18 protein-coding genes are annotated in these 18,949 nt (G+C 75.2%); 13 read left to right on the top strand and 5 right to left on the bottom strand.

The features are described 5' to 3' along the window. Positions 1-130 precede the first annotated feature (130 nt). Both JOD57_RS19270 and JOD57_RS19275 read left to right on the top strand, forming a co-directional pair. Entirely contained in the window at positions 131-793 is a 663-nt protein-coding gene (locus JOD57_RS19270; protein ID WP_204693499.1) for a mycothiol-dependent nitroreductase Rv2466c family protein, read from the top strand. A gap of 48 nt (positions 794-841) precedes the next feature. Then, entirely contained in the window at positions 842-1,597 is a 756-nt protein-coding gene (locus JOD57_RS19275; RefSeq protein ID WP_204693500.1) for an SDR family oxidoreductase, read from the top strand. A gap of 29 nt (positions 1,598-1,626) precedes the next feature. On the opposite strand, the gene JOD57_RS19280 is transcribed toward JOD57_RS19275, so the two are convergent. Continuing rightward, entirely contained in the window at positions 1,627-2,295 is a 669-nt protein-coding gene (locus JOD57_RS19280; protein WP_204693501.1) for a DUF429 domain-containing protein, read from the bottom strand. A gap of 25 nt (positions 2,296-2,320) precedes the next feature. Here JOD57_RS19280 and JOD57_RS19285 point away from each other — a divergent pair, with 25 nt between their 5' ends. After that, positions 2,321-2,812 carry a ribose-5-phosphate isomerase gene (locus tag JOD57_RS19285; RefSeq protein WP_204693502.1) on the top strand — a complete coding sequence of 164 codons (492 nt, stop codon included), beginning with the start codon at positions 2,321-2,323 and terminating at the stop codon, positions 2,810-2,812. Here the strand turns inward: JOD57_RS19285 and JOD57_RS19290 are convergent. After that, positions 2,809-4,047, bottom strand: coding sequence for a GNAT family N-acetyltransferase (locus JOD57_RS19290; RefSeq protein WP_204693503.1), 1,239 nt, complete (start codon positions 4,045-4,047; stop codon positions 2,809-2,811). The two genes, JOD57_RS19285 and JOD57_RS19290, sit on opposite strands and share 4 nt — an antisense overlap. 222 nt (positions 4,048-4,269) lie before the next feature. On the opposite strand from JOD57_RS19290, the gene JOD57_RS19295 reads away from it, so the two are divergent. The 4 genes from JOD57_RS19295 to JOD57_RS19310 all read left to right on the top strand — a co-directional run bounded on the left by JOD57_RS19295 (position 4,270) and on the right by JOD57_RS19310 (position 8,986). Beyond that, on the top strand, positions 4,270-5,886 hold the full coding sequence (locus JOD57_RS19295; RefSeq protein WP_239568644.1) for a hypothetical protein: 1,617 nt from the start codon (positions 4,270-4,272) through the stop codon (positions 5,884-5,886). Positions 5,887-5,966: 80 nt separating this feature from the next. Continuing rightward, entirely contained in the window at positions 5,967-6,974 is a 1,008-nt protein-coding gene (locus JOD57_RS19300) for a sigma-70 family RNA polymerase sigma factor (RefSeq protein WP_204693505.1), read from the top strand. Between the two features lie 130 nt (positions 6,975-7,104). Then, complete coding sequence (locus JOD57_RS27055; protein ID WP_307824796.1) at positions 7,105-8,415, top strand: methyl-accepting chemotaxis protein; 1,311 nt, start codon at positions 7,105-7,107, stop codon at positions 8,413-8,415. A 70-nt stretch (positions 8,416-8,485) separates the two neighbouring features. Further along, on the top strand, positions 8,486-8,986 hold the full coding sequence (locus JOD57_RS19310; protein ID WP_204693506.1) for a DUF4396 domain-containing protein: 501 nt from the start codon (positions 8,486-8,488) through the stop codon (positions 8,984-8,986). Between the two features lie 104 nt (positions 8,987-9,090). Here JOD57_RS19310 and JOD57_RS19315 read toward each other — a convergent pair whose 3' ends face one another. Further along, positions 9,091-10,758, bottom strand: a complete 1,668-nt coding sequence (locus tag JOD57_RS19315; protein WP_307824797.1) for a glycoside hydrolase family 13 protein — start codon at positions 10,756-10,758, stop codon at positions 9,091-9,093. A 370-nt stretch (positions 10,759-11,128) separates the two neighbouring features. On the opposite strand from JOD57_RS19315, the gene JOD57_RS19320 reads away from it, so the two are divergent. The 4 genes from JOD57_RS19320 (at position 11,129) to JOD57_RS19335 (ending at position 15,451) form a co-directional block, all read left to right on the top strand. Beyond that, the gene (locus tag JOD57_RS19320; protein ID WP_204693508.1) at positions 11,129-11,887 is read left to right on the top strand and encodes a GAF domain-containing protein; all 759 of its coding nucleotides are present in this window, start codon (positions 11,129-11,131) and stop codon (positions 11,885-11,887) included. Beyond that, complete coding sequence (locus JOD57_RS19325) at positions 11,884-12,591, top strand: GAF and ANTAR domain-containing protein (RefSeq protein ID WP_204693509.1); 708 nt, start codon at positions 11,884-11,886, stop codon at positions 12,589-12,591. The genes JOD57_RS19320 and JOD57_RS19325 overlap by 4 nt, the downstream gene beginning before the upstream one ends. Positions 12,592-12,759: 168 nt before the next feature. After that, positions 12,760-13,863 (top strand): fatty acid desaturase family protein, encoded by a 1,104-nt coding sequence (locus tag JOD57_RS19330; RefSeq protein ID WP_204693510.1) that lies wholly within the window; start codon positions 12,760-12,762, stop codon positions 13,861-13,863. A 136-nt stretch (positions 13,864-13,999) separates the two neighbouring features. Beyond that, positions 14,000-15,451, top strand: a complete 1,452-nt coding sequence (locus JOD57_RS19335) for a family 14 glycosylhydrolase (protein WP_307824798.1) — start codon at positions 14,000-14,002, stop codon at positions 15,449-15,451. Between the two features lie 54 nt (positions 15,452-15,505). Here the strand turns inward: JOD57_RS19335 and JOD57_RS19340 are convergent, their stop codons facing one another. Next, complete coding sequence (locus tag JOD57_RS19340; protein ID WP_204693512.1) at positions 15,506-16,405, bottom strand: LysR family transcriptional regulator ArgP; 900 nt, start codon at positions 16,403-16,405, stop codon at positions 15,506-15,508. A 72-nt stretch (positions 16,406-16,477) separates the two neighbouring features. Here JOD57_RS19340 and JOD57_RS19345 point away from each other — a divergent pair, with 72 nt between their 5' ends. Both JOD57_RS19345 and JOD57_RS19350 read left to right on the top strand, forming a co-directional pair. Next, positions 16,478-17,110, top strand: coding sequence for a LysE/ArgO family amino acid transporter (locus JOD57_RS19345; RefSeq protein ID WP_307824799.1), 633 nt, complete (start codon positions 16,478-16,480; stop codon positions 17,108-17,110). 80 nt (positions 17,111-17,190) lie between these two features. Further along, the gene (locus JOD57_RS19350) at positions 17,191-18,072 is read left to right on the top strand and encodes an MOSC domain-containing protein (RefSeq protein WP_204693514.1); all 882 of its coding nucleotides are present in this window, start codon (positions 17,191-17,193) and stop codon (positions 18,070-18,072) included. A gap of 26 nt (positions 18,073-18,098) precedes the next feature. Here JOD57_RS19350 and JOD57_RS19355 read toward each other — a convergent pair whose 3' ends face one another. After that, the gene (locus JOD57_RS19355; protein ID WP_204693515.1) at positions 18,099-18,695 is read right to left on the bottom strand and encodes a hypothetical protein; all 597 of its coding nucleotides are present in this window, start codon (positions 18,693-18,695) and stop codon (positions 18,099-18,101) included. Positions 18,696-18,949 lie beyond the last annotated feature (254 nt).

Raw genomic sequence — 18,949 nt, forward strand, 5'->3', positions numbered from 1 at the left:
CCGGCAGCTTCCCACGATCCGTCGACACGCCCGGGACCACGGGGAACAACCGCCCGGCCGGGGCACTTGCCAGCGGACAGCGGTCCGGGCGGGACAGGCGGCCGGACGACGACGAGAGCGAAGGTGAGCGATGACCGAGGCAGTGCAGAGCGCCCCGACCGCGGCACGGGTGGACTTCTGGTTCGACCCGCTGTGCCCCTGGGCCTGGCTGACCAGCCGCTGGGTGCTCGAGGCGGCGAAGGTGCGCGACATCGACCTGCACTGGCACGTCATGTCCCTGGCGGTGCTCAACCGCGGCCGCGACCTGCCCGAGGAGTACCAGCAGATGATGGAGCAGGCGATCGGCCCCGTGCGGGTGGCGATCGCCGCGGCCCAGCACCACGGCGACGAGGTCCTCGGCGACCTCTACACCGCGATGGGCACCCTGCGGCACCACGAGGGCAGGGAGCTCGACGAGATCGTCGTCCCGGCGCTGGAGAGGGTCGGCCTGCCGGCGTCGCTGGCCGAGGCCGCCGGCTCCACCGAGTACGACGAGGCGCTGGAGAAGAGCCACCACGCCGGCATGGACCCGGTCGGCGACGACGTCGGCACCCCGGTCGTGCACATCGACGGCGTCGCGTTCTTCGGCCCGGTGATCAGCAGGGTGCCGACCGGTGAGGACGCCGGCAAGGCCTTCGACGGCGCCGTCCTGCTGGCCAACCTCCCCGACTTCTGGGAGCTCAAGCGCACCCGCACGTCCGGTCCCGACATGGACTCCGTGCCCGCCGACGCCCTGGAGCTCACCCGCCGCTGAGGTGAGGACCCCGCTGCAGGGGCCGGACGGTCGCGGCATGCTGAGCGCGTGCCGCGACCCGTCCGCCAGCGCGTCCTCGTCACCGGCGCCAGCTCCGGCCTCGGCCGCGGCATGGCACAGCGCTTCGCCGCCCGGGGCCGTGACCTGGCGCTCGTCGCCCGGCGCACGCACCTGCTCGAGGAGCTGCGCGACGAGCTGCTGGCCGCCCACCCCGGCACCCGGGTGGTCACCGCCGCCATGGACGTCGACGACGCCGACGCCGTGGCGTGCGGCGTCCCCGAGCTGGCCGCCGAGCTGGGTGGCATCGACCGCTTCGTGGCCAACGCCGGGATCGGCAACGGCTCGGCCATCGGCACCGGCGCCGCCGCGGTCAACCGCGCCGTCCTGGCCACCAACGTGCTGGGCACCCACGCGCAGTGCGAGGCCGCCGTCGAGCTGTTCCGCGCCCAGGGCGCGGGGCACCTCGTGGTCATCAGCTCCGTGGCGTCGGTCCGCGGCATGCAGGGCAGCCGCGCCGCGTACGGCGCGAGCAAGGCCGCGCTCAACGCGCTGGCCGAGGGCATCCGCGCCGACCTGCTCGGCACCGGCATCCGGGTGACCACGGTGCTGCCCGGTTACGTCGCGACTGACATCAACGCCGGCCGCCGCGGCCCGTTCACCGTCGACCTCGACACCGGCGTCGACGCGCTCGTCGCCGCCATCGAGCGCGAGCCGGTGCGCGCCTACGTGCCCGAGTGGCCGTGGCGGCCGGTCTCGGCGCTGCTGCGCGTGCTGCCGCTGCCGGTGCTCCGCCGCCTGACCTGACGGACCTCCCGGCCCCCTGCACGGGGCCGCTAGACGCAGATCCGCATCGGCCGGCCGCGGGCGTCGCGCGACCCGTCGCCCAGGCACCGGGCCACGCCGTCGGCCACGCGGCGGGCCGACCACGCCGCCGCGCACGCGTCGAGGGCGTCCACGGCGGGGACCCGCGGCGGGGCGGCGGCCAGCGCGGCGTCGACGTCCATCACCGGCCGCAGCGCGGCCAGCCGCTGCGCCAGCCCGCGGGCGGTGACCTTCGGGTCGGCGACGGCGTCGTCCAGCTCGCGGAACGCCAGCTCGGGGTGCACCTCGACGACGTGCTCGAGCGGCGGGTCGCCGAGGGCGTCGTCCAGCGCCCGGATGGAGCGGACCAGCTGGAACGCCTGCGCCGACAGCGACGTCCCGCCGGTGGCGCCGACCGAGAGCCGGCGGGCCTCGGCGTAGTCGCCGGCACCCAGGACCGCGCGCACCGGTGCGGCGAACACCGAGCTGCCGGCGCGGCCGAGGCACCGGCGCGCCGCCACGTCGCAGGCCCGGACGCCGTCGTCGGACAGGCCGATCGGCATGTCGACGGCGACCACCTCGACCCCCGGCACGGCGAGGACGGCGGCCACGTCGGTCAGCGCCAGCAGCGTCACCGACCGGCCCTCGAGCAGCGCGCCGACCCACGCCCCGCGCCACCCGTCCACCCCGAGCACCGGCACGTCGCGACCCTGACAGACTCGGGCCATGCGCGTCTTCGTGGGCACCGATCACGCCGGTCTGGAGTTCAAGGAGCACCTCAAGCAGGCGCTCACCGACGCCGGGCACGAGCCGGTCGACTGCGGTGCCTTCGAGTACGACGCCCAGGACGACTACCCGCCGTTCTGCTTCGAGGTCGGCGAGCGCGTCGTCGTCGAGCCCGGCACCCTCGGCGTCGTCATCGGCGGCTCGGGCAACGGCGAGCAGATCGCGGCCAACAAGGTGCCCGGGGTGCGCGCCGCCCTGGTGTGGAACCGGGAGACCGCGGAGCTGGCACGCGCGCACAACGACGCCAACGTCTGCGCGATCGGTGCCCGGCAGCACTCCGTCGAGGAGGCCACCGGGCTGGTGCTGCACTTCCTGGCCGCACCGTGGAGCGGCGAGGAGCGGCACGTCCGCCGGATCGGCCTGATCCACGACTACGAGCAGAACCGGCACCGCCCGGCCGGCGGCCTGCCCACCCGCGGGGACGTCGTCTAAAAGGGGTCGGGGCACCACGGGGTCACCGGCCACGAGAACGCCGTCGCCGCCAGGGTGACCGCCCCGGGGCTGAGCTCGGTGACCCGCCCGGCCGCGTGCAGCGTGCCCAGCGAGACCCCGCCCAGGTAGACGGCGGCCAGCGCGCCGGCGTCCACGACCAGGTCGGGGTCGAGGTCGGTGCGGCCGCAGTAGCCACCGGCCGGGTGCCCGGCGACCCGCCAGCGCCCCTCGTTCCAGGGACAGAACTCGTCGCGCACCTCGACCACCAGGTCGATCGGCGCGGGGTAGCGGCGGGCCGACAGGGCCCGGTCGACGTCGACCAGCCGCAGCCACAGCCCGTCGACCGGCCGGGGGAGCAGGGCGCGCGCGTCGGCCAGCAGGTGGCGCAGCGGCTCGTCGGCGGAGGCGTGGGGGTACTCGACCGTGCGGACCAGGTCGAGGTCGAGCAGGTACCGCCACAGTGCCGCGTACGCCGGCGTGCCGCGGCCGCGGACCTCGTCGACGAGCACCGTGCCGTCGGGCTCGCCGTCGGTGGTCTCCCGCGCGCGGACGCGGTAGGCGGCGTACCCGGTGACCGTGCCGTCGGCCTCGGTGTGCAGCAGGTGCCGGCGGGCGGTGGCGCCGTCGCGCCGGTCGGCCGGGTCGCGCAGCAGGCGCTGCCACCAGCGCTCGTCGCGCTCGAGCGCGCCGGGCACCCAGCGGCGCAGCGCCTCGTGCACGCGGGGGGCGGCGGCCCGGTACGCCTCGACGTCGACCGGCGTCACCGTGCCGGTGCCCAGGTCGACGCCGGGCCGGAACGCCGACCGCTGCGTGCGGCCGGTGAGGTTGCCGCGCAGGGTGGCCGGGGCGTAGCCGAAGCGGCCGTAGATGCCGCCCTCCGAGGCCCACAGCGCGGCCAGCGGCTCGCGCTGCTGCTCGTGCAGCTCGGTGAGCTGGCGGCGCATGATCGCGGTGAGCACGCCGCGGCGGCGGTGGGTGGGCGAGACGGTCACCCAGGTCACGCCGGCGCAGGGGACGACGGCGCCCGGCACGGTGAGCGTGCGGCTGTAGACCCCCGACGTGGCCGCCACCCGGTCGCCGTCCCACAGGCCCAGCGTCCGGTCGAGCTCCGCGGTCGCCGGCGGGCGCTCGGCGAACGAGGCGTCCGGTTCCTCGCCGAAGACGTCGAACATGGCCTGCGCGAAGGACGGCCACTCGTCGGGCGACACGGGGCGCAGCACGGCGGGATCGGTCACCCCCGCTGTCTACCGGGCCGGTGCGACGCTCCGCGACCGCGTTCCGCCGACCCGTCCGCGGCGTCCGCGGCCGGCGGCCGGACCGGCCGGCGAGAGGTGCCCCGGCGCGGGCATCGGTAGGGTCCCCCGGGTCGGGCGCGCCGACGGCGTCGTGCCTCCCGCGCGACCACGTGCCCGGCGGACGGAGGTCCCCGCGTGCGCCCGAGGACCGTGCCCATCGCCGTGAGCGCGGTCCTGCTGGCCGCCGGCTGCACCTCGTCGGCCAGTGGCGGCGGAGGGGACGCCGCGGCCGCCACGGTCGCCACCTCGGCCCTCGACCAGCGGCTCTCCGTGGTCGCCGACGCCGAGCCCGCCGCCTCCGCGGTGAGCACCAGCCGCGCGCTGTTCGACGAGGCCGGCGTCGTGGTGGTCGCCCCCGACGGCGACCGCGCCGCGACGCTGCTGGGCTCCTCCGCCGCGGTCGGCCTGGGCGTCCCGCTGCTGCTCGACCCCGAGGGCGACGGCGCCGGGGACGACCCGGTCGCCGCCGAGCTCGACCGGCTGGGCGCCACGACGGTCCTGGCCGTCGGCGGCGACGCCGCGCCGGGCGGGGCCGACCTCGACGTCGTGACCGTCCCGGCCACCGCCGAGGCCGTCGCCGCCGCCACCGGCCTGGACCTCGCCGAGGCCGACCCCGTGCCGGCCGACGGCGACGCGGCCGCCGTCGCGGGGCTCGACCCCGCCGCGCCCGCCGCGCTGCTGCCCGAGGACGCCGACGCCGCCGAGGGGGAGGCGTCCGGGGAGCTCCCCGAGGTGACCCGCGCCGAGCCGCTGGAGGACACCGTCGTCCTCGCGTCCGGCACGCCGGACTCGCTGGCCGGCGTCGCCACCGCCCGGGCGGCCGGCGCGCGCGTGCAGCTCACCGGCGGCTCGACCGACCCGCGGGGCTCGGCGGAGGCGGTCGACGCCGTGGCCGGCGCCGGCACCGTCGTGGCGCTGGGCGCGGGCTTCGCCGACGAGGACGGCCTGGACTGGAAGGTGGAGACGGCGGCCACCGGCGCGCAGCTGCCCGGTGGCGGGCAGGTGCTCTTCCCGCAGCACTTCCTGGTCGCCCTCTACGGGCACCCGGGCACCGGCGCGCTCGGCGTGCTCGGGGAGCAGGACGTCGCGGCCAGCGTCCAGCGGGCCCGCGACACCGCCGCGCCCTACGACGCGCTGGTCGACGACGCGACCGTCGTCCCGGCCTTCGAGATCATCGCCACGGTGGCCTCGGAGTTCCCCACCGAGGAGGGCGACTACTCCTACGAGGCGCCGGTCGAGGAGCTGCGGCCGTGGGTGGACGCGGCCGGGGAGGCCGGCGTCTACGTCGTGCTGGACCTGCAGCCGGGCCGCACCGACTTCGTGACCCAGGCCGAGCGCTACCGGGAGCTGCTCGAGCTGCCGCACGTGGGCCTGGCCCTGGACCCCGAGTGGCGGCTGGCGCCGGACCAGGTGCACCTCACCCAGATCGGCTCGGTGGACGTCGAGGAGGTCAACCGGGTGGTCACCTGGCTGGCCGACCTCACCCGGCAGAACGCGCTGCCGCAGAAGCTCCTCGTGCTGCACCAGTTCCGGGTGGACATGATCCCCGGCCGCGAGCGGGTGGACCTCTCCCGCGACGAGCTGTCGGTCATGGTGCACGCCGACGGGCAGGGCCCCCAGGGCAGCAAGCAGGAGACCTGGCGGGTCCTGCACGGCATCGGCCCGGAGGGGCTCGCCTGGGGCTGGAAGAACTTCTACGACGAGGACTCGCCGATGCTCACCCCCGAGGAGACGATCGCCCAGGTCTCCCCGCGTCCGGAGCTGGTCACCTACCAGTAGGTGGGCCCTCCCGGGTCTCCCGTTCCGTCGGTGGTCCGTGGTGGACTACCGCCCTCGCCGACGAAGAGGGGTGGTCGCAGGTGACCAGCGTGCTGACCGGGGTGTCCGACGAGCTCGACCCGCGGCTGCTCGAGCACCGGCGCGAGCTGACCGGGTACTGCTACAGGATGCTCGGGTCGTCGTTCGACGCCGACGACGCGGTGCAGGAGACGCTGGTCCGGGCGTGGAAGAGCCTGGCCGACTTCGAGGGCCGCTCGTCGCTGCGCTCGTGGCTGTACCGGATCGCCACCAACGTCTGCCTCGACCAGCTGTCCGGACGGCAGCGCCGCGCCCTGCCGATGGACCTCTCGGGGTCGTCGTGGTCGCCGGTGGAGGCGTCGCTGGCGGCCAAGCGGCCGGCCGAGGCGTGGGTGGAGCCGGTGCTCGACCGCCAGGTCCTCCCCGAGGACGGCGACCCGGCCGAGCGGGCGGTGGCCCGGGAGTCGGTGCGGCTGGCCTTCGTCGCGGCGCTGCAGCACCTGCCCCCGCGGCAGCGGGCGGTGCTCCTGCTGCGCGACGTGCTGCGGTGGCGGGCCGACGAGGTCGCCGGCCTGCTGGGGACCACCGTCGCCTCGGTCAACAGCGCGCTGCAGCGGGCGCGGGCGACGCTGGCGGCGATGGGCGGCACCCCCGAGCCCCGCCCGCTGGACGCCGACTCGCGCGAGCTGCTCGCGCGCTACCTCGACGCCTTCGAGCGCTACGACGTGGACGCCTTCGTCGCCCTGCTGCACGAGGACGCCACCCAGCACATGCCGCCGTTCGAGATGTGGCTGGGCGGCGCCGCCGACATCGGCACCTGGATGCTCGGCCCGGGCAGCGGCTGCCGGGGCTCGCGGCTGCTGCAGACCGAGGCCAACGGCTGCCCGGCCTTCGCCCAGTACCGGCTGCGCGGGGACGGCGTGCACGTGCCGTGGGCGCTGCACGTCCTCGAGATCGACGGGGGCCGGGTCCGGCACATCACGAGCTTCCTCGACCTCGACACCGGGTTGTTCGTGCGGCTGGGCATGCCCGCCGTCCTCGAGCCCCGGCCGGAGCCCGCCACCCCCTGACGCGAGCCGGCCACCGCGCCCGCCCCGCCCGGTCGGCGCGGCGGCCGGACACGGAACGCGCCGGTCCGCCGGTTGCACTCAAGTCGTCCGGGCCGCGGGCCGAAAGCCCTGCGTGCGTCCGACGTCCGCCGTGTCCGGCACCACCTCCGTCACCTCCCGCCCGTGGGCCACCGTGCCCCGGGGGGTGCGGCTCGACGAGCAGACCTTCGGCACCCGGCACCGGGTCATCACCGCGGTGCTCGCAGTGCACCTCCCCGTGTTGGCGGGCATCGGCCTGGCGCGCGGGGTGTCCGGCTGGCTGCTCTGGGGGCAGCTGGCGGTCATCGTCGTCCTGCTGCTGCTCGGCCGCGCCCTGCCCGCCCAGGTGGCGCGGGCCAGTGCCGTCAGCCTGGGCCTGATGGTCGCCGCCGACGTCCTCCTGCACGTGGGCGGGGGACTGCAGGACCTGCACATCTGGTTCTACGCGGTCCTCGCGCTCGTGGCGCTCTACCAGATGTGGACGCCGTTCCTGCTGGCCGTCGCCTTCGTCGCCGTCCACCACGCCGCGATGAGCCTGCTCTCACCCGACTCCGTGTTCTCCGACCACCACGCGCAGCAGAGCCCGGTCCTGTTCGCCCTGCTGCACGCCGCCTTCCTCCTGGCCGAGGCGACGTTCCTGGCCTACGGCTGGAAGTTCACCGAGGTGGCCGACCGGGCCCGGCAGGCGGAGCAGCTGCGCGCCGACGAGCAGAAGGCCGCCCAGGTCCGGGCCCAGGAGGAGCTCGCCGCCGAGCGGGTGCGGACCGCGGAGGAGGCCGCCGCCGCGCTCGCCCAGCGCGAGGAGCGGACCGCGGAGCTCGGGCACCAGCTGAGCGGACTCGTCGCGGCCGGACGGCGGCTGGACGAGAACGTCGGCGTCGCCACCGCCGTGATGGCCGGCCTGCGCGCGGCCATCGGTGAGATCGCCTCCGCCGCCAGCCAGGCCACGACGACCGCCAACGAGGCCAGCGCCAGCTCCCGGGACAGCGCGCAGACCGTGGAGCGCCTGGCCGCCACCATGGCCGAGATCGACCAGATCGCCGGCAGCATCTCCACCATCGCCGACCAGACCAACCTGCTCGCGCTCAACGCGACCATCGAGTCCGCCCGCGCCGGCGAGGCGGGCAAGGGCTTCGCCGTGGTCGCCGGGGAGGTCAAGGACCTCGCCTCCGAGACGGCGCAGGCCACCGAGCGGATCCGCCGCGTCGTCGAGGCCGTCCGCGGGGACGTCGTCGCCGCCGGCACGGCCCTCGGCAGGGTCCAGGAGGTGATGGCCGACGTGGTGGCGGCGCAGACCACCATCGCGACCGCCGTCGAGGAGCAGACCGCCTCCACCGCGCAGGCGCAGGAGGCCATCGTCGGGGCCTCGCGGGAGGCGACGGGCATGGCCACCGACCTCCAGCGCATCGTCACCGGCATGTGAGCGCGCCGCCGGGTGTTGTGTCCTGATACCCCCTGGGGGTACCTTCGGTCCGTCGACGGAGGAGGACGACATGCACACGCAGCACGACACGGCGCGCACCGCGCACGACCACGCCTCGGCGCCCGGCAGCGGGCCGGTCAGCTGGGCGATGGCCGCGCAGGCCACGCTGCACTGCCTCACCGGCTGCGCCATCGGTGAGGTCCTCGGGATGGTGATCGGGACGTCGGTGGGCCTGTCCACCGGGGCCACGGTGGCGCTGGCCGTCGGGCTGGCCTTCGTCTTCGGCTACGCGCTCACCATGCGCGGCGTCCTGCGGGCGGGCCTGCCGCTCCGGCGGGCGCTGCAGGTGGCCCTGGCCGCCGACACCGTCTCGATCACGGTGATGGAGGTCGTGGACAACGCCGTCATGGTGTCCGTGCCGGGGGCGATGGAGGCCGGGGTGTCCTCGGCGGTGTTCTGGCTGTCACTGGCCGGCGCGCTCGCCGTGGCCTTCGTGGTCACCCTCCCGGTCAACCGCTGGCTCATGGGCCGCGGCAAGGGCCACGCGGTCGTGCACGCCTACCACCACTGAGGCGCCGGGCCGGGGAGTGGTCACTCCCCGGCCCGGAACCGATCGGCCCTCCTGCAGGGTCCCGCCGCGAGCACGCGAGCGGTGGGGGGCAGGAGGGCCCTTCCTCAGTCCTGCGCCCGGCGCAGCCAGACCGTCGTGTCCGGCGGGAGGACCCCGCCGGGGAGCGGTCCGCTGGCGAGCAGGACCTCGCCGGCCGGCAGGTCGACGTCGGCGTCGGAGAAGTTGGTGACGCTCTCCCACCCGGTCGACCGGCGCAGGTGCAGGACGTGGGTCGCGGCGACCGGCCGCGAGCCGAGCCACTGCAGCGACTCGTCGGCCCGCAGCTCCCGCCGCAGGTGCAGCGCCGCCCGGTACAGCTCCAGCGTCGAGCCCTCGGCGCCGTCCTGCGCCTCGGCGGAGTACTCGCCGAACCACGCGGGCTGGGGCAGCCAGGACCCGGCGTCCCCGAACCCGAAGGAGGACCCCTCGCGGGTCCACGGCAGCGGCACGCGGCAGCCGTCGCGGCCCTTCTGCGCGTGGCCGGTGCGCTCCCAGATCGGGTCCTGCAGCGCCTCGGCCGGCAGGTCGGCGACCTCGGGCAGGCCGAGCTCCTCGCCCTGGTAGAGGTAGGCCGAGCCGGGCAGGGCCAGCATCAGCAGGGTCGCCGCCCGGGCGCGGCGCAGGCCGCGCTCGTCGTCCGGCGCCGGGTGCGTGCCGCCGGAGAGCAGCCAGCCGTCCAGGTCGGTGCCGTTGGGCAGCGCGTAGCGCGACCGGTGCCGGACGACGTCGTGGTTGGACAGCACCCAGGTCGCCGACGCCCCCGCCGCCGCGGCGGCCGACAGCGCACCGTCGACCTCCACCCGGAACTGCTCCGCCGACCACGGCGACACGAGGAACTCGAAGTCGAACGCCTGCCCCAGCTCGTCGGGCCGGGCGTAGAGCACCCGCCGGCTGGTGGTCACCCACGCCTCGGCCACGGCTGACCGCGGCGGGTCGTAGGTGTCGAGCACCTTGCGCCACTCGCGGAAGATCTCGTGCACCTCGTCGCGGTCGAACAGCGGGTGGCTGCCGTCCAGGGGCAGCTCGGTCCGCGAGTCGGGGTGGACGCCGCCGTAGTCGCGCAGCGGCTCGGACAGGTCCTTGGCCAGCGCGTGCGCGACGTCGACCCGGAAGCCGTCGACGCCGCGGTCGGACCAGAAGCGCAGCGTCTGCAGGAAGTCCTCCCGCACCTCGCGGTTGTCCCAGTTGAGGTCCGGCTGCTCCCGGGCGAACAGGTGCAGGTACCACTGGCCGTCGGGGACGCGGGTCCACGCCGGGCCGCCGAAGTGCGACATCCAGTCCGACGGCGGCTCGCTGCCGTCGGGGCCCTTCCCGTCGCGGAAGACGTAGCGGTCACGGGTGGGGGAGCCGGGCGGCGAGGCGAGGGCCTCGGTGAACCACGCGTGCCGGTTCGACGAGTGGTTGGGGACGACGTCGACGACGACCTTGACGCCTAGGGCGTGGGCCCGGGCGACCATCTCGTCGAACTGCTCGAGCGTGCCCAGTCGGGGGTCGACGTCGCGGTAGTCGTCGACGTCGTAGCCGCCGTCGGCGAGGGCGGAGGGGTAGAAGGGGCTCAGCCAGACGGCGTCCACGCCGAGCCGCTGCAGGTAGGGCAACCGCTCGGTCACCCCGCGGATGTCACCGAGGCCGTCGCCGTCGAGGTCGCGGAAGCTCCGCGGGTAGACCTGGTAGACGACGGCCTGGCGCCACCAGTCGGCGGCCGTCGTGGGGTCGGGGGTGGGTGGGTTCACGGGCACGGGTCTCCTGGGCGGGGAGGGCAGGGGGAGGTGCGGCAGGGCGCACTCAGGGGGACGGTGCCGGCGATGGCACCTGCGGCGACGGGTCCGCGGTCGGCGACGGTGCCGGACCGGGACGGCCTGCGTCCATCGTAGGGGTCCCGCGGGGGTGCAGCACGCGGCAGCGGACCGCAGCGCGGGGGCCGGCCCCCGGGGACCGGCCGGGCCGTGCGCCCGGGTTGGTCCCCGCCCGCCCGCACCTGCGAGCATGGCGCCCGCGGGCTGCGGTGCGGAGCCCTCCGGCAGGTCGGGCGGTCCCGGCCGGTGGCCGGGTCGAGGGCCGGCACCTCCGAGTGGACGGGCGGCGACGATGGCCGGAGCGCGGGTGGCGGACATCCTCGCCACCCTGTCCGCCGCCGGGCCGGCCGCGTCCTGGCCGGACCACCTGGTCGAGGACTGCCGGCAGGCCACCGGGATGACCGGGGTGGGCCTCGCGCTGGTGAGCGGCGAGGGCGTCAGCGGGCTCGTGGCGGCGACCGGCGGTCCCGCGCAGCAGATGGAGGACCTCCAGTTCACCCTGGGCGAGGGGCCCTGCGCGGACGCCTCGACGTCGCGACGGCCGGTCCTGTGCTCCGACCTCGGCGTGGAGGGGGTCGTGCGGTGGCCGGCGTTCGCCTTCGGCGCCGCGCAGGCGGGGATCGCGGCGGCGTTCACCTTCCCGCTGCAGGTCGGTGCCGTCGCGATCGGCGTGCTCGACCTCTACCGCGACCGTCGCGGCCCGCTGTCCGGTGCGCACCTCGCCGAGGCCTTCGCCTTCGCCGACGCGGCCGCGGCGGTGCTGCTGCACCTGCAGGAGCGCGAGGAGGACGACACGGTCCCCGGTGTCGACGGGTGGGCCGACGTCGTGGACCGGCGGGCCGTGGTGCACCAGGCCGCCGGGATGATCTCGGTGCAGCTGGACGTCGGCGTGGTCGAGGCGCTGCTCCGGCTGCGCGCCGCCGCCTTCGCCCGTGACCGCCGCATGGCCGACCTCGCCGGCGACGTGGTGGCACGGCGCGTGCGGTTCGACGACAGTGAGGACGGGGTCTCGACGGGCCCGGGAGGACGGGACGTGGACGGCAGTCCAGAGAAGGGGTCGTCGTGACGAGCCGGGAGCAAGAGGTCGCGGAGACCTTCGTGGAGCTGGCGGACACGCTGGTCGCCGAGTTCGACCTCGTCGACTTCCTGCACACCCTGATCGAGCGCACGGTCAGGCTGCTCGACGGCGACGCCGGGGGCATCATGCTCGCCGACCAGCGGGGCGGCCTCGAGGTGATGGCGGCGACCTCGCACGAGGTGCGGCTGGTCGAGCTCTTCGAGCTGCAGAGCGACGAGGGCCCGTGCCTGGAGGCCTTCCACACGGGGCAGGCGGTGACCAAGGCCGACCTCGGCGAGATGCGCCGCGCCTGGCCGGACTTCACCGCCCGGCTGGAGCAGGCGGGCTTCGCCTCGGCGCAGGCGGTGCCCATGCGGTTGCGCGACGAGGTCATCGGGGCGGTGAACGTGTTCCGCGTGGCGACCGGTGCGCTGAGCGAGGCGGACATGCGACTGGCCCGGGCCCTGGCCGACGTCGCGACCGTGGGCCTCATGCAGGAGCGGACCATCCGGTCGCGGGACCTGCTGGCCGAGCAGCTGCAGGCCGCGCTCGACAGCAGGGTCCTCATCGAGCAGGCCAAGGGCGTGCTGGCCGAGCGCACCGGCGTCGAGGTGGGCGAGGCGTTCACCGTGCTGCGCTCGCACGCCCGGCGGACCGGGGTCCCGCTGCACGCGCTCGCCGCGCAGGTCGTCTCCGGCGCGCTGCGCCTCTAGCGAGCACGTCTCCAGCGGGCGTGTCCCCAGGGGGCACGGGAGCCCCCTGGGGAGTGGGGACGCCGGGGCCGTCGGTGGCCGGCCGCGTGCTCGACGCGGCCGGGTTACCGTGGCGGTACTGCCCCGGACCCGGCGGTACACCCGTCCGTCCTCCCGGAGGCGCAGTCCATGGCATCCCCCCTGCTCGACCCGGCGCCCCGCGTCGCCGATCGGCCGACCGTCCGCCGTCCGCGGACGGACCGGCAGACCAGCACCTACGGCGAGCTGTCCCGCCAGGTGCAGGCGGCGGGACTGCTGCAGCGGCGGCGCGCCTGGTACTGGACGCAGATGCTCGTCATGACCGGCGCGTTCGCCGGGGTCTGGGTGGCCTTCGCCCTGCTCGGGGACTCCTGGCTCCAGCTCGGGGTCGCCGCCGTCCTGGCCGTCGTCGTCACCCAGTTCGGTTTCCTCGCCCACGACGCGGCGCACCGGCAGGTCTTCGGCTCGGCCCGCTGGAACGACTGGGCGGCGCGGGTGATGGCCGGGGCGTTCGCCGGCCTGAGCGCCGGCTGGTGGTCCCACAAGCACAGCCGGCACCACAGCGCCCCGAACCAGGAGGGGAGGGACCCCGACATCGGGCTCGGTGTCCTCGCCTTCACCCCGGCCGCCGCCGCCCCGCGGACCGGTCTGGCGGCCTGGCTGACCGCCCGCCAGGGCTGGGCCTTCTTCCCGCTGCTCCTCCTGGAGGGCCTCAACCTCCACGTGGCCAGCCTCCAGGTGCTGGTGACCCGGCGCGATCTCGCGCACCGCCGGGTGGAGCTGGTGCTCGTCGTCGGCCGGCTGGCCGGCTACCTCGCGGCCGTGCTGCTGGTCCTGTCCCCGGGCAAGGCCGCCGCCTTCCTGGCCGTCCAGCTCGGCGTCTTCGGGCTCCTGCTCGGCGGCGCCTTCGCGCCCAACCACAAGGGCATGCCGATCGTGCCGGAGGGCGCCCGCGTGGACTTCCTGCGCCGGCAGGTGCTCATGTCGCGCAACATCGACGGCGGGCTCCTCACCGACGCGGCGATGGGCGGCCTCAACTACCAGATCGAGCACCACCTGTTCCCGAGCATGCCGCGCCCCAACCTGCGGCGGGCCCAGCCCATCGTGCGGGCGTTCTGCCGGGCGAACGGCGTGACCTACACCCAGACCAGCCTGGTCGGCTCCTACGGCATCGTCGTCCGGTACCTGAACGCGGTCGGGCTGGGCGCCCGGGACCCGTTCAGCTGCCCTCTGGTGCAGACGCTGCGCAACTGAGGGCGGCGCCGGGGGAGTGGCCGGGCCGGGGTCCACGGGCGGTCGGGACCGCGAGTCCGGCCGGACACGCCGGGCCGACGATCCTGGTCGGGCACCCGCCTGGGGCGCCGTACGACGGGCTGGCAGCATGGCGGGTGTGAGGCACGCCACAGTCACGCTCGCCGTCCTCAGCCTGCTGCTCGCCGGCGCCGGTACCGCCCAGGCTGCTCCGGTGGACGGCCCGGTGCCTCCGGGGCCCGTGGCGCTGGACCACCCGGAGTTCACCGCCAACGTGATGGCGCCGCTGAAGGTGACCGACTGGGCGGCGTTCGAGGCCGACCTGGAGACCGTGGCCGCCTACGGCGTGGACGCCGTCAGCGTCGACGTGTGGTGGGGCGACGTCGAGGGTGCCGCCGACAACCGGTTCGACTGGAGCTACTACGACCGGGTCTTCGACGTGATCACGTCCGAGGGCCTGGACCTCGCGCCGATCCTGTCGTTCCACCAGGCCGGGGGGAACGTCGGTGACGACTACACCAGCCTGCTGCCGTCGTGGCTGTGGACGAAGTACGCCGACCGGACCCACCGCGGCATCCTGCTCGGCCCGACCGGGCTCCAGCACCGGAGCGAGCAGGGCAACCACAGCCCCGAGAGCGTGCAGGGCTGGGCCGACCGGGTGGTGATGAACGAGTACCGGGACTTCACCCGCGCGTTTGAGCAGCAGTACGGCGACGTCTACGCCGAGGAGGTGGTGGAGGTCAACGTCTCGCTCGGCCCGTCCGGCGAGCTGCGGTACCCCTCCTACAACCAGCACGACGAGGGCACCGGCTACCCGACGCGCGGCGCCCTGCAGTCGTACTCCCCACTGGCCGTCCAGGACTTCCAGGAGGAGGTGCTGGACCGGTACGGCTCGCTGGAGGCGGTCAACGGCGCCTGGGGCACGGACCACACGTCGGTGGACCAGATCGGCCCGCCCGAGGACGCCGAGGCGTTCTTCACCAGCCGGGCGTACCTGGACACGCAGTACGGCCGCGACTTCGTGGACTGGTACAACGGCTCGCTGGTCGACCACGGCGAGCGGGTGCTGCGGACGGTCGTCCACGCGCTGGGGCGGGACTTCCCCGAGGCGGACATCGGCTACAAGGTCCCGGGCATCCACTGGCAGATGACCCACCCGATCCACCCGCGGGCCACCGAGGTGACCACCGGCCTGATCCAGACCAGCGTCGACCTCGACTCGTGGGCGACCGGGCACGGCTACCAGCGGATCGTCGAGCTGGCCAACCGGTTCGACGGCGGGCCGCGCGAGGTGGTCATGCACTTCACCGCGCTCGAGATGGACGACCAGCCCGGTCCGGAGGCGTACTCGCTGGCCCAGACCCTGGTGCAGTGGATCGGCGACTACGCGTTCCGCGTCGGCGTCGAGCTCAAGGGGGAGAACGCGCTCGCCGGCGGGGTCACCAACGACGAGGGCTGGGACAACATCGACGAGGCCTTCGAGACGTGGGGGTACCTCGGCCTGACCGTGCTCCGGATCGGTGACGTGTCCTCGGGTGTCGGGGCGCGCCGGTACGCGGAGTTCATCGCGACCTACAGCCCCGACGTCTGACCCGACCGCGGGCGGGTGCCCACGGGACCGGGCCACCAGCCGCCGCGGCGGCGGTCAGCGCCCGGGCCCGCCCGGCTGGTCGAGGTCGCGGACGGCGGCGGCCAGCACGGCCTCGCGGACACGGTCGAGCGCGGTGGAGCGCAGCCGCCACTGCTGCCAGTACAGGACGACGTCCACCGCCGCGGCCGGGTCGAGGACGACCAGCTCCGCGGTCACCCCTCGCGCCTGCTGGTCGGGCACCATGCCCCAGCCCAGGCCGAGGGTGACGGCGGCGACGTAGTCCGCCGCGGCGGGCACGTAGTGCGCCGGTGGCGCGACGTCGTCGCCGGCCCGCGCGTGCAGGTAGCGGTGCTGCAGGTCGTCCCGGCGGTCGAAGACGACGACCGGGGCCGAGGCGAGCGCCTCGGGCGTGACACCGGCGGGGAACCAGCGCCGCGCGAAGCCCGGCGTGGCCATCGGCCGGTAGCGCATGCCACCCAGACGGGTCGAGGTGCAGCCGGGCACCGGCTCGGCGTCCGCGGTCACCGCCGCCATGACCGTGCCGGCGCGCAGCAGGGCGCTGGTGTGCCCCTGGTCCTCGCGGTACAGGTCGAAGCAGACGTCGCCGGCCAGCGGCGTCAGCGCGGGCAGCACCCAGGTGGCCATCGAGTCGGCGTTGACCGCGATGGGCAGCGTGGGCACGTGCTCCGGCGACGGGTCGCCGCCGAGCTCGCGGGCGACGTCGGCGGTGAGCAGGTCGACCTGGCGGGCCAGCCGCAGCACCGCCTGCCCGGACTCGGTGGCCTGCACCGGTCTGGTCCGCACCAGCAGGATCCGGCCGGTCGCGACCTCCAGCGCGCGCAGCCGCTGGCTGATCGCCGACGGGGTGACGTGCAGTGCCCGGGCGGCGGCCTCCAGCGTGCCGCCCCGGACGGTGGCGTCGAGCGCGCGCAGCTGCGCCAGGTCGAGGTCCATGAACAGCAACGCTAACGGTGCATCAACAACTTGAGCTGGACTGCGGGTATGCCGGTTCCTACCGTCGACGGCGTGTGGACCACCTCGGCGCTGCTCGCCGTCGCGTCCGGGCTCGCGCTGGGGATGGGGCTGATCGTCGCCATCGGCGCCCAGAACGCCTTCGTCCTGCGGCAGGGACTCCGCCTCGAGCACGTGGCCGCGGTGGTGGCGGTGTGCGCGCTCTCCGACCTGGCGCTGATCCTCGCCGGGGTGCTGGGCGCCGGCGCGGCTCTGTCGCAGGTGCCGTGGCTGATCCCGGTGGTGTGCTTCGCCGGTGCGGCGTTCCTGCTCTGCTACGGCGCGCTGGCCGCACGACGGGCACTGCGTCCCGGCTCGCTGCTGCCCGACGCCGGCGGCGTCCGTGCCGGCCTCGCGGCCACCGTCGGCACCTGCCTGGCACTGACCTGGCTCAACCCGCACGTGTACCTGGACACGGTCGTGCTGCTGGGCTCGATGGCCTCCACGTACGGCGAGCACCGGTGGCAGTTCGCCGCCGGCGCGGGTCTGGGCAGCACGATCTGGTTCACCGGCCTCGGCTTCGGTGCCCGGCTGCTCCGGCCGGTGTTCGCCCGCCCGGCGGCCTGGCGGGTGCTCGACGGCGTCATCGCCGTGGTCATGACGGCGCTGGCCGTCTCCCTGGCCCTCCGCGGCGTCAGCGGGAGCTGAGCCGGGCAGCGACCGCCCATGCTGGCGTGGAACACCCCGGTGCCGCAGTCGGCGTCACCGGCCGGACTCCTGGAGGACCCGTGATCGACGTCGAACTGCCACCCGGACCCGACACGGGTGCGCTCGTCCGGGGGTTCGCCGCGTGCCTGGCGTCGGTCACCGAGGTGCCGGTGACCGACCTGCCGCGGCCCGACGAGGAGCTGGCGCACGCACTGGGCGCCTGGCGGACCTGGCTGGCCGAGCACGGGTCGGGGCTGGTGCCGATCGCCGACCCCGTGCGCTTCCAGTGGGCCGGGTGGTGGATCGCCGTGGTCGAGGACCCCGCCGGTCCCGGTGCCGACGTCGCCGTGCTGGCCTTCGGGACGCCGCCCGGCGTCGTGCTCAGCCCGCAGGCGCCCGCGCTGCTGGGGCGGGCCACCGCGGACCTGCGCATCCGCCAGGCCCACGCCGTCGCCTCCCTCGACCCGGTGCTGCACCGGCAGCCGGCCGGGGCGGAGCTGCGCGGCACCGTCGAAGGCCTCGCCGTGGCGCCGGCCGCGGAGGCGCCGATGCAGCTGCTCGAGGTCGCGCAGGCCCGCGCCGGTCACGGGCTCGACGGCGACCGCTACGCCGCGGGAGCCGGCACGTTCACCCCCCGCGCCGGACGGCGCCCCGGCTACGAGCTGACCCTGATGGCCGCCGAGGTCCTCGACGAGATGGCCGCGGCCGGGCAGGACCTGGACTTCGCCGGCACCCGGCGCAACGTCCTCACCCGCGGCATCGACGTCAACGCCCTGGTCGGGCGGCGCTTCCGCATCGGGGACGTGCTGTGCGAGGGGCGGCGGCTGTGCGAGCCCTGCGTGCACCTCGACCGGCTCAGCGGGCCGGGGACCCTGCGGCCGCTCATCCACCGCGGCGGCCTGCGTGCCGACGTCCTCACCGACGGGGAGATCCGCCTGGGCGCACCGGTGCTCTCGATCTGATCCGGGTGGGTGCTGCTGGGGTCCCCTCAGACGTCCCTGACCTCGACCTGCCTGGTGTCGACCTTGCTCCTCAGCACCGCGAGGAAGGCAGTGTCGGGCTCCGCGTCGCCTTCGTTCCTCGGCGGAGCATGCGTGACGATGACGGGCCTCAGCTCGTTGTACTTGGCCCAGGCGTCGAGCTCGACGGCCAGGCGGATGAGGTACTGCCAGCCGTGTGCCTGGTTCACGAGGAGCTTCCGGACGTGCGCCATGCGCAGCAGTCGGCGGAGCCGTGACGAGTAGAAGCGGTACACCCAGTCACGGCTGACCAGCCCGCTGGCCAACGCAGCGGACAGGCGCTCGAAGATCGCCATGTAGGGGACGATGTCGGGCGCATCGGCCTGGTCCTCGGGGCTGAGCCCGTGGTTGGCGTTGATCCACCTGCGCTGTTCCGTGTGGCCGGCGAGGAGTGCATCGATCTGCAGAACGACGCTGAAGAGCGCAGTGCGGTCCGCCTGTCGTAGTTGGCGGAGGACCCCACCGATACCGAGCAGGGCCAGGAACGCAGCGATCAGGCCGACGTACGCGGAGAAGACGTCCGGTTCGACACCGAACACCTTGGGGGTCTCGTCCTCGGTCTGCACGACGTGTCCCTGACGTGTCTGTCCTGACTTCCGTGTTCCGGCGCGGAGGATGCACCTGGAGGCGTCACCGCGCCGTCACGCGAGGCAGGTCGGCTCGCGGGCGGTTGACCGCGAGAGGCGCGGAGCCGTGCCGGAGACCGGACCAGCACGGCCGGCTCGGAGGCAGGGCGGGGCCGCGGACCTGACTGCACTGGTCGGCTGCGTGCTCCGGGTGCCGCACGGGCCGGGGCTTCCGGCCCTGTCCTGGCCACGGG

This window comes from Geodermatophilus bullaregiensis (assembly GCF_016907675.1).
Classification (GTDB): Bacteria; Actinomycetota; Actinomycetes; order Mycobacteriales; family Geodermatophilaceae; genus Geodermatophilus; species Geodermatophilus bullaregiensis.

Bases quoted from the DNA above. Each gene is read 5' to 3' on its own strand.
- JOD57_RS19270 (WP_204693499.1), top strand. From the start codon at position 131: ATGACCGAGGCAGTGCAGAGCGCCCCGACCGCGGCACGGGTGGACTTC.
- JOD57_RS19285 (WP_204693502.1), top strand. From the start codon at position 2,321: ATGCGCGTCTTCGTGGGCACCGATCACGCCGGTCTGGAGTTCAAGGAG.
- JOD57_RS19310 (WP_204693506.1), top strand. From the start codon at position 8,486: ATGCACACGCAGCACGACACGGCGCGCACCGCGCACGACCACGCCTCG.
- JOD57_RS19330 (WP_204693510.1), top strand. From the start codon at position 12,760: ATGGCATCCCCCCTGCTCGACCCGGCGCCCCGCGTCGCCGATCGGCCG.
- JOD57_RS19340 (WP_204693512.1), bottom strand. From the start codon at position 16,405: ATGGACCTCGACCTGGCGCAGCTGCGCGCGCTCGACGCCACCGTCCGG.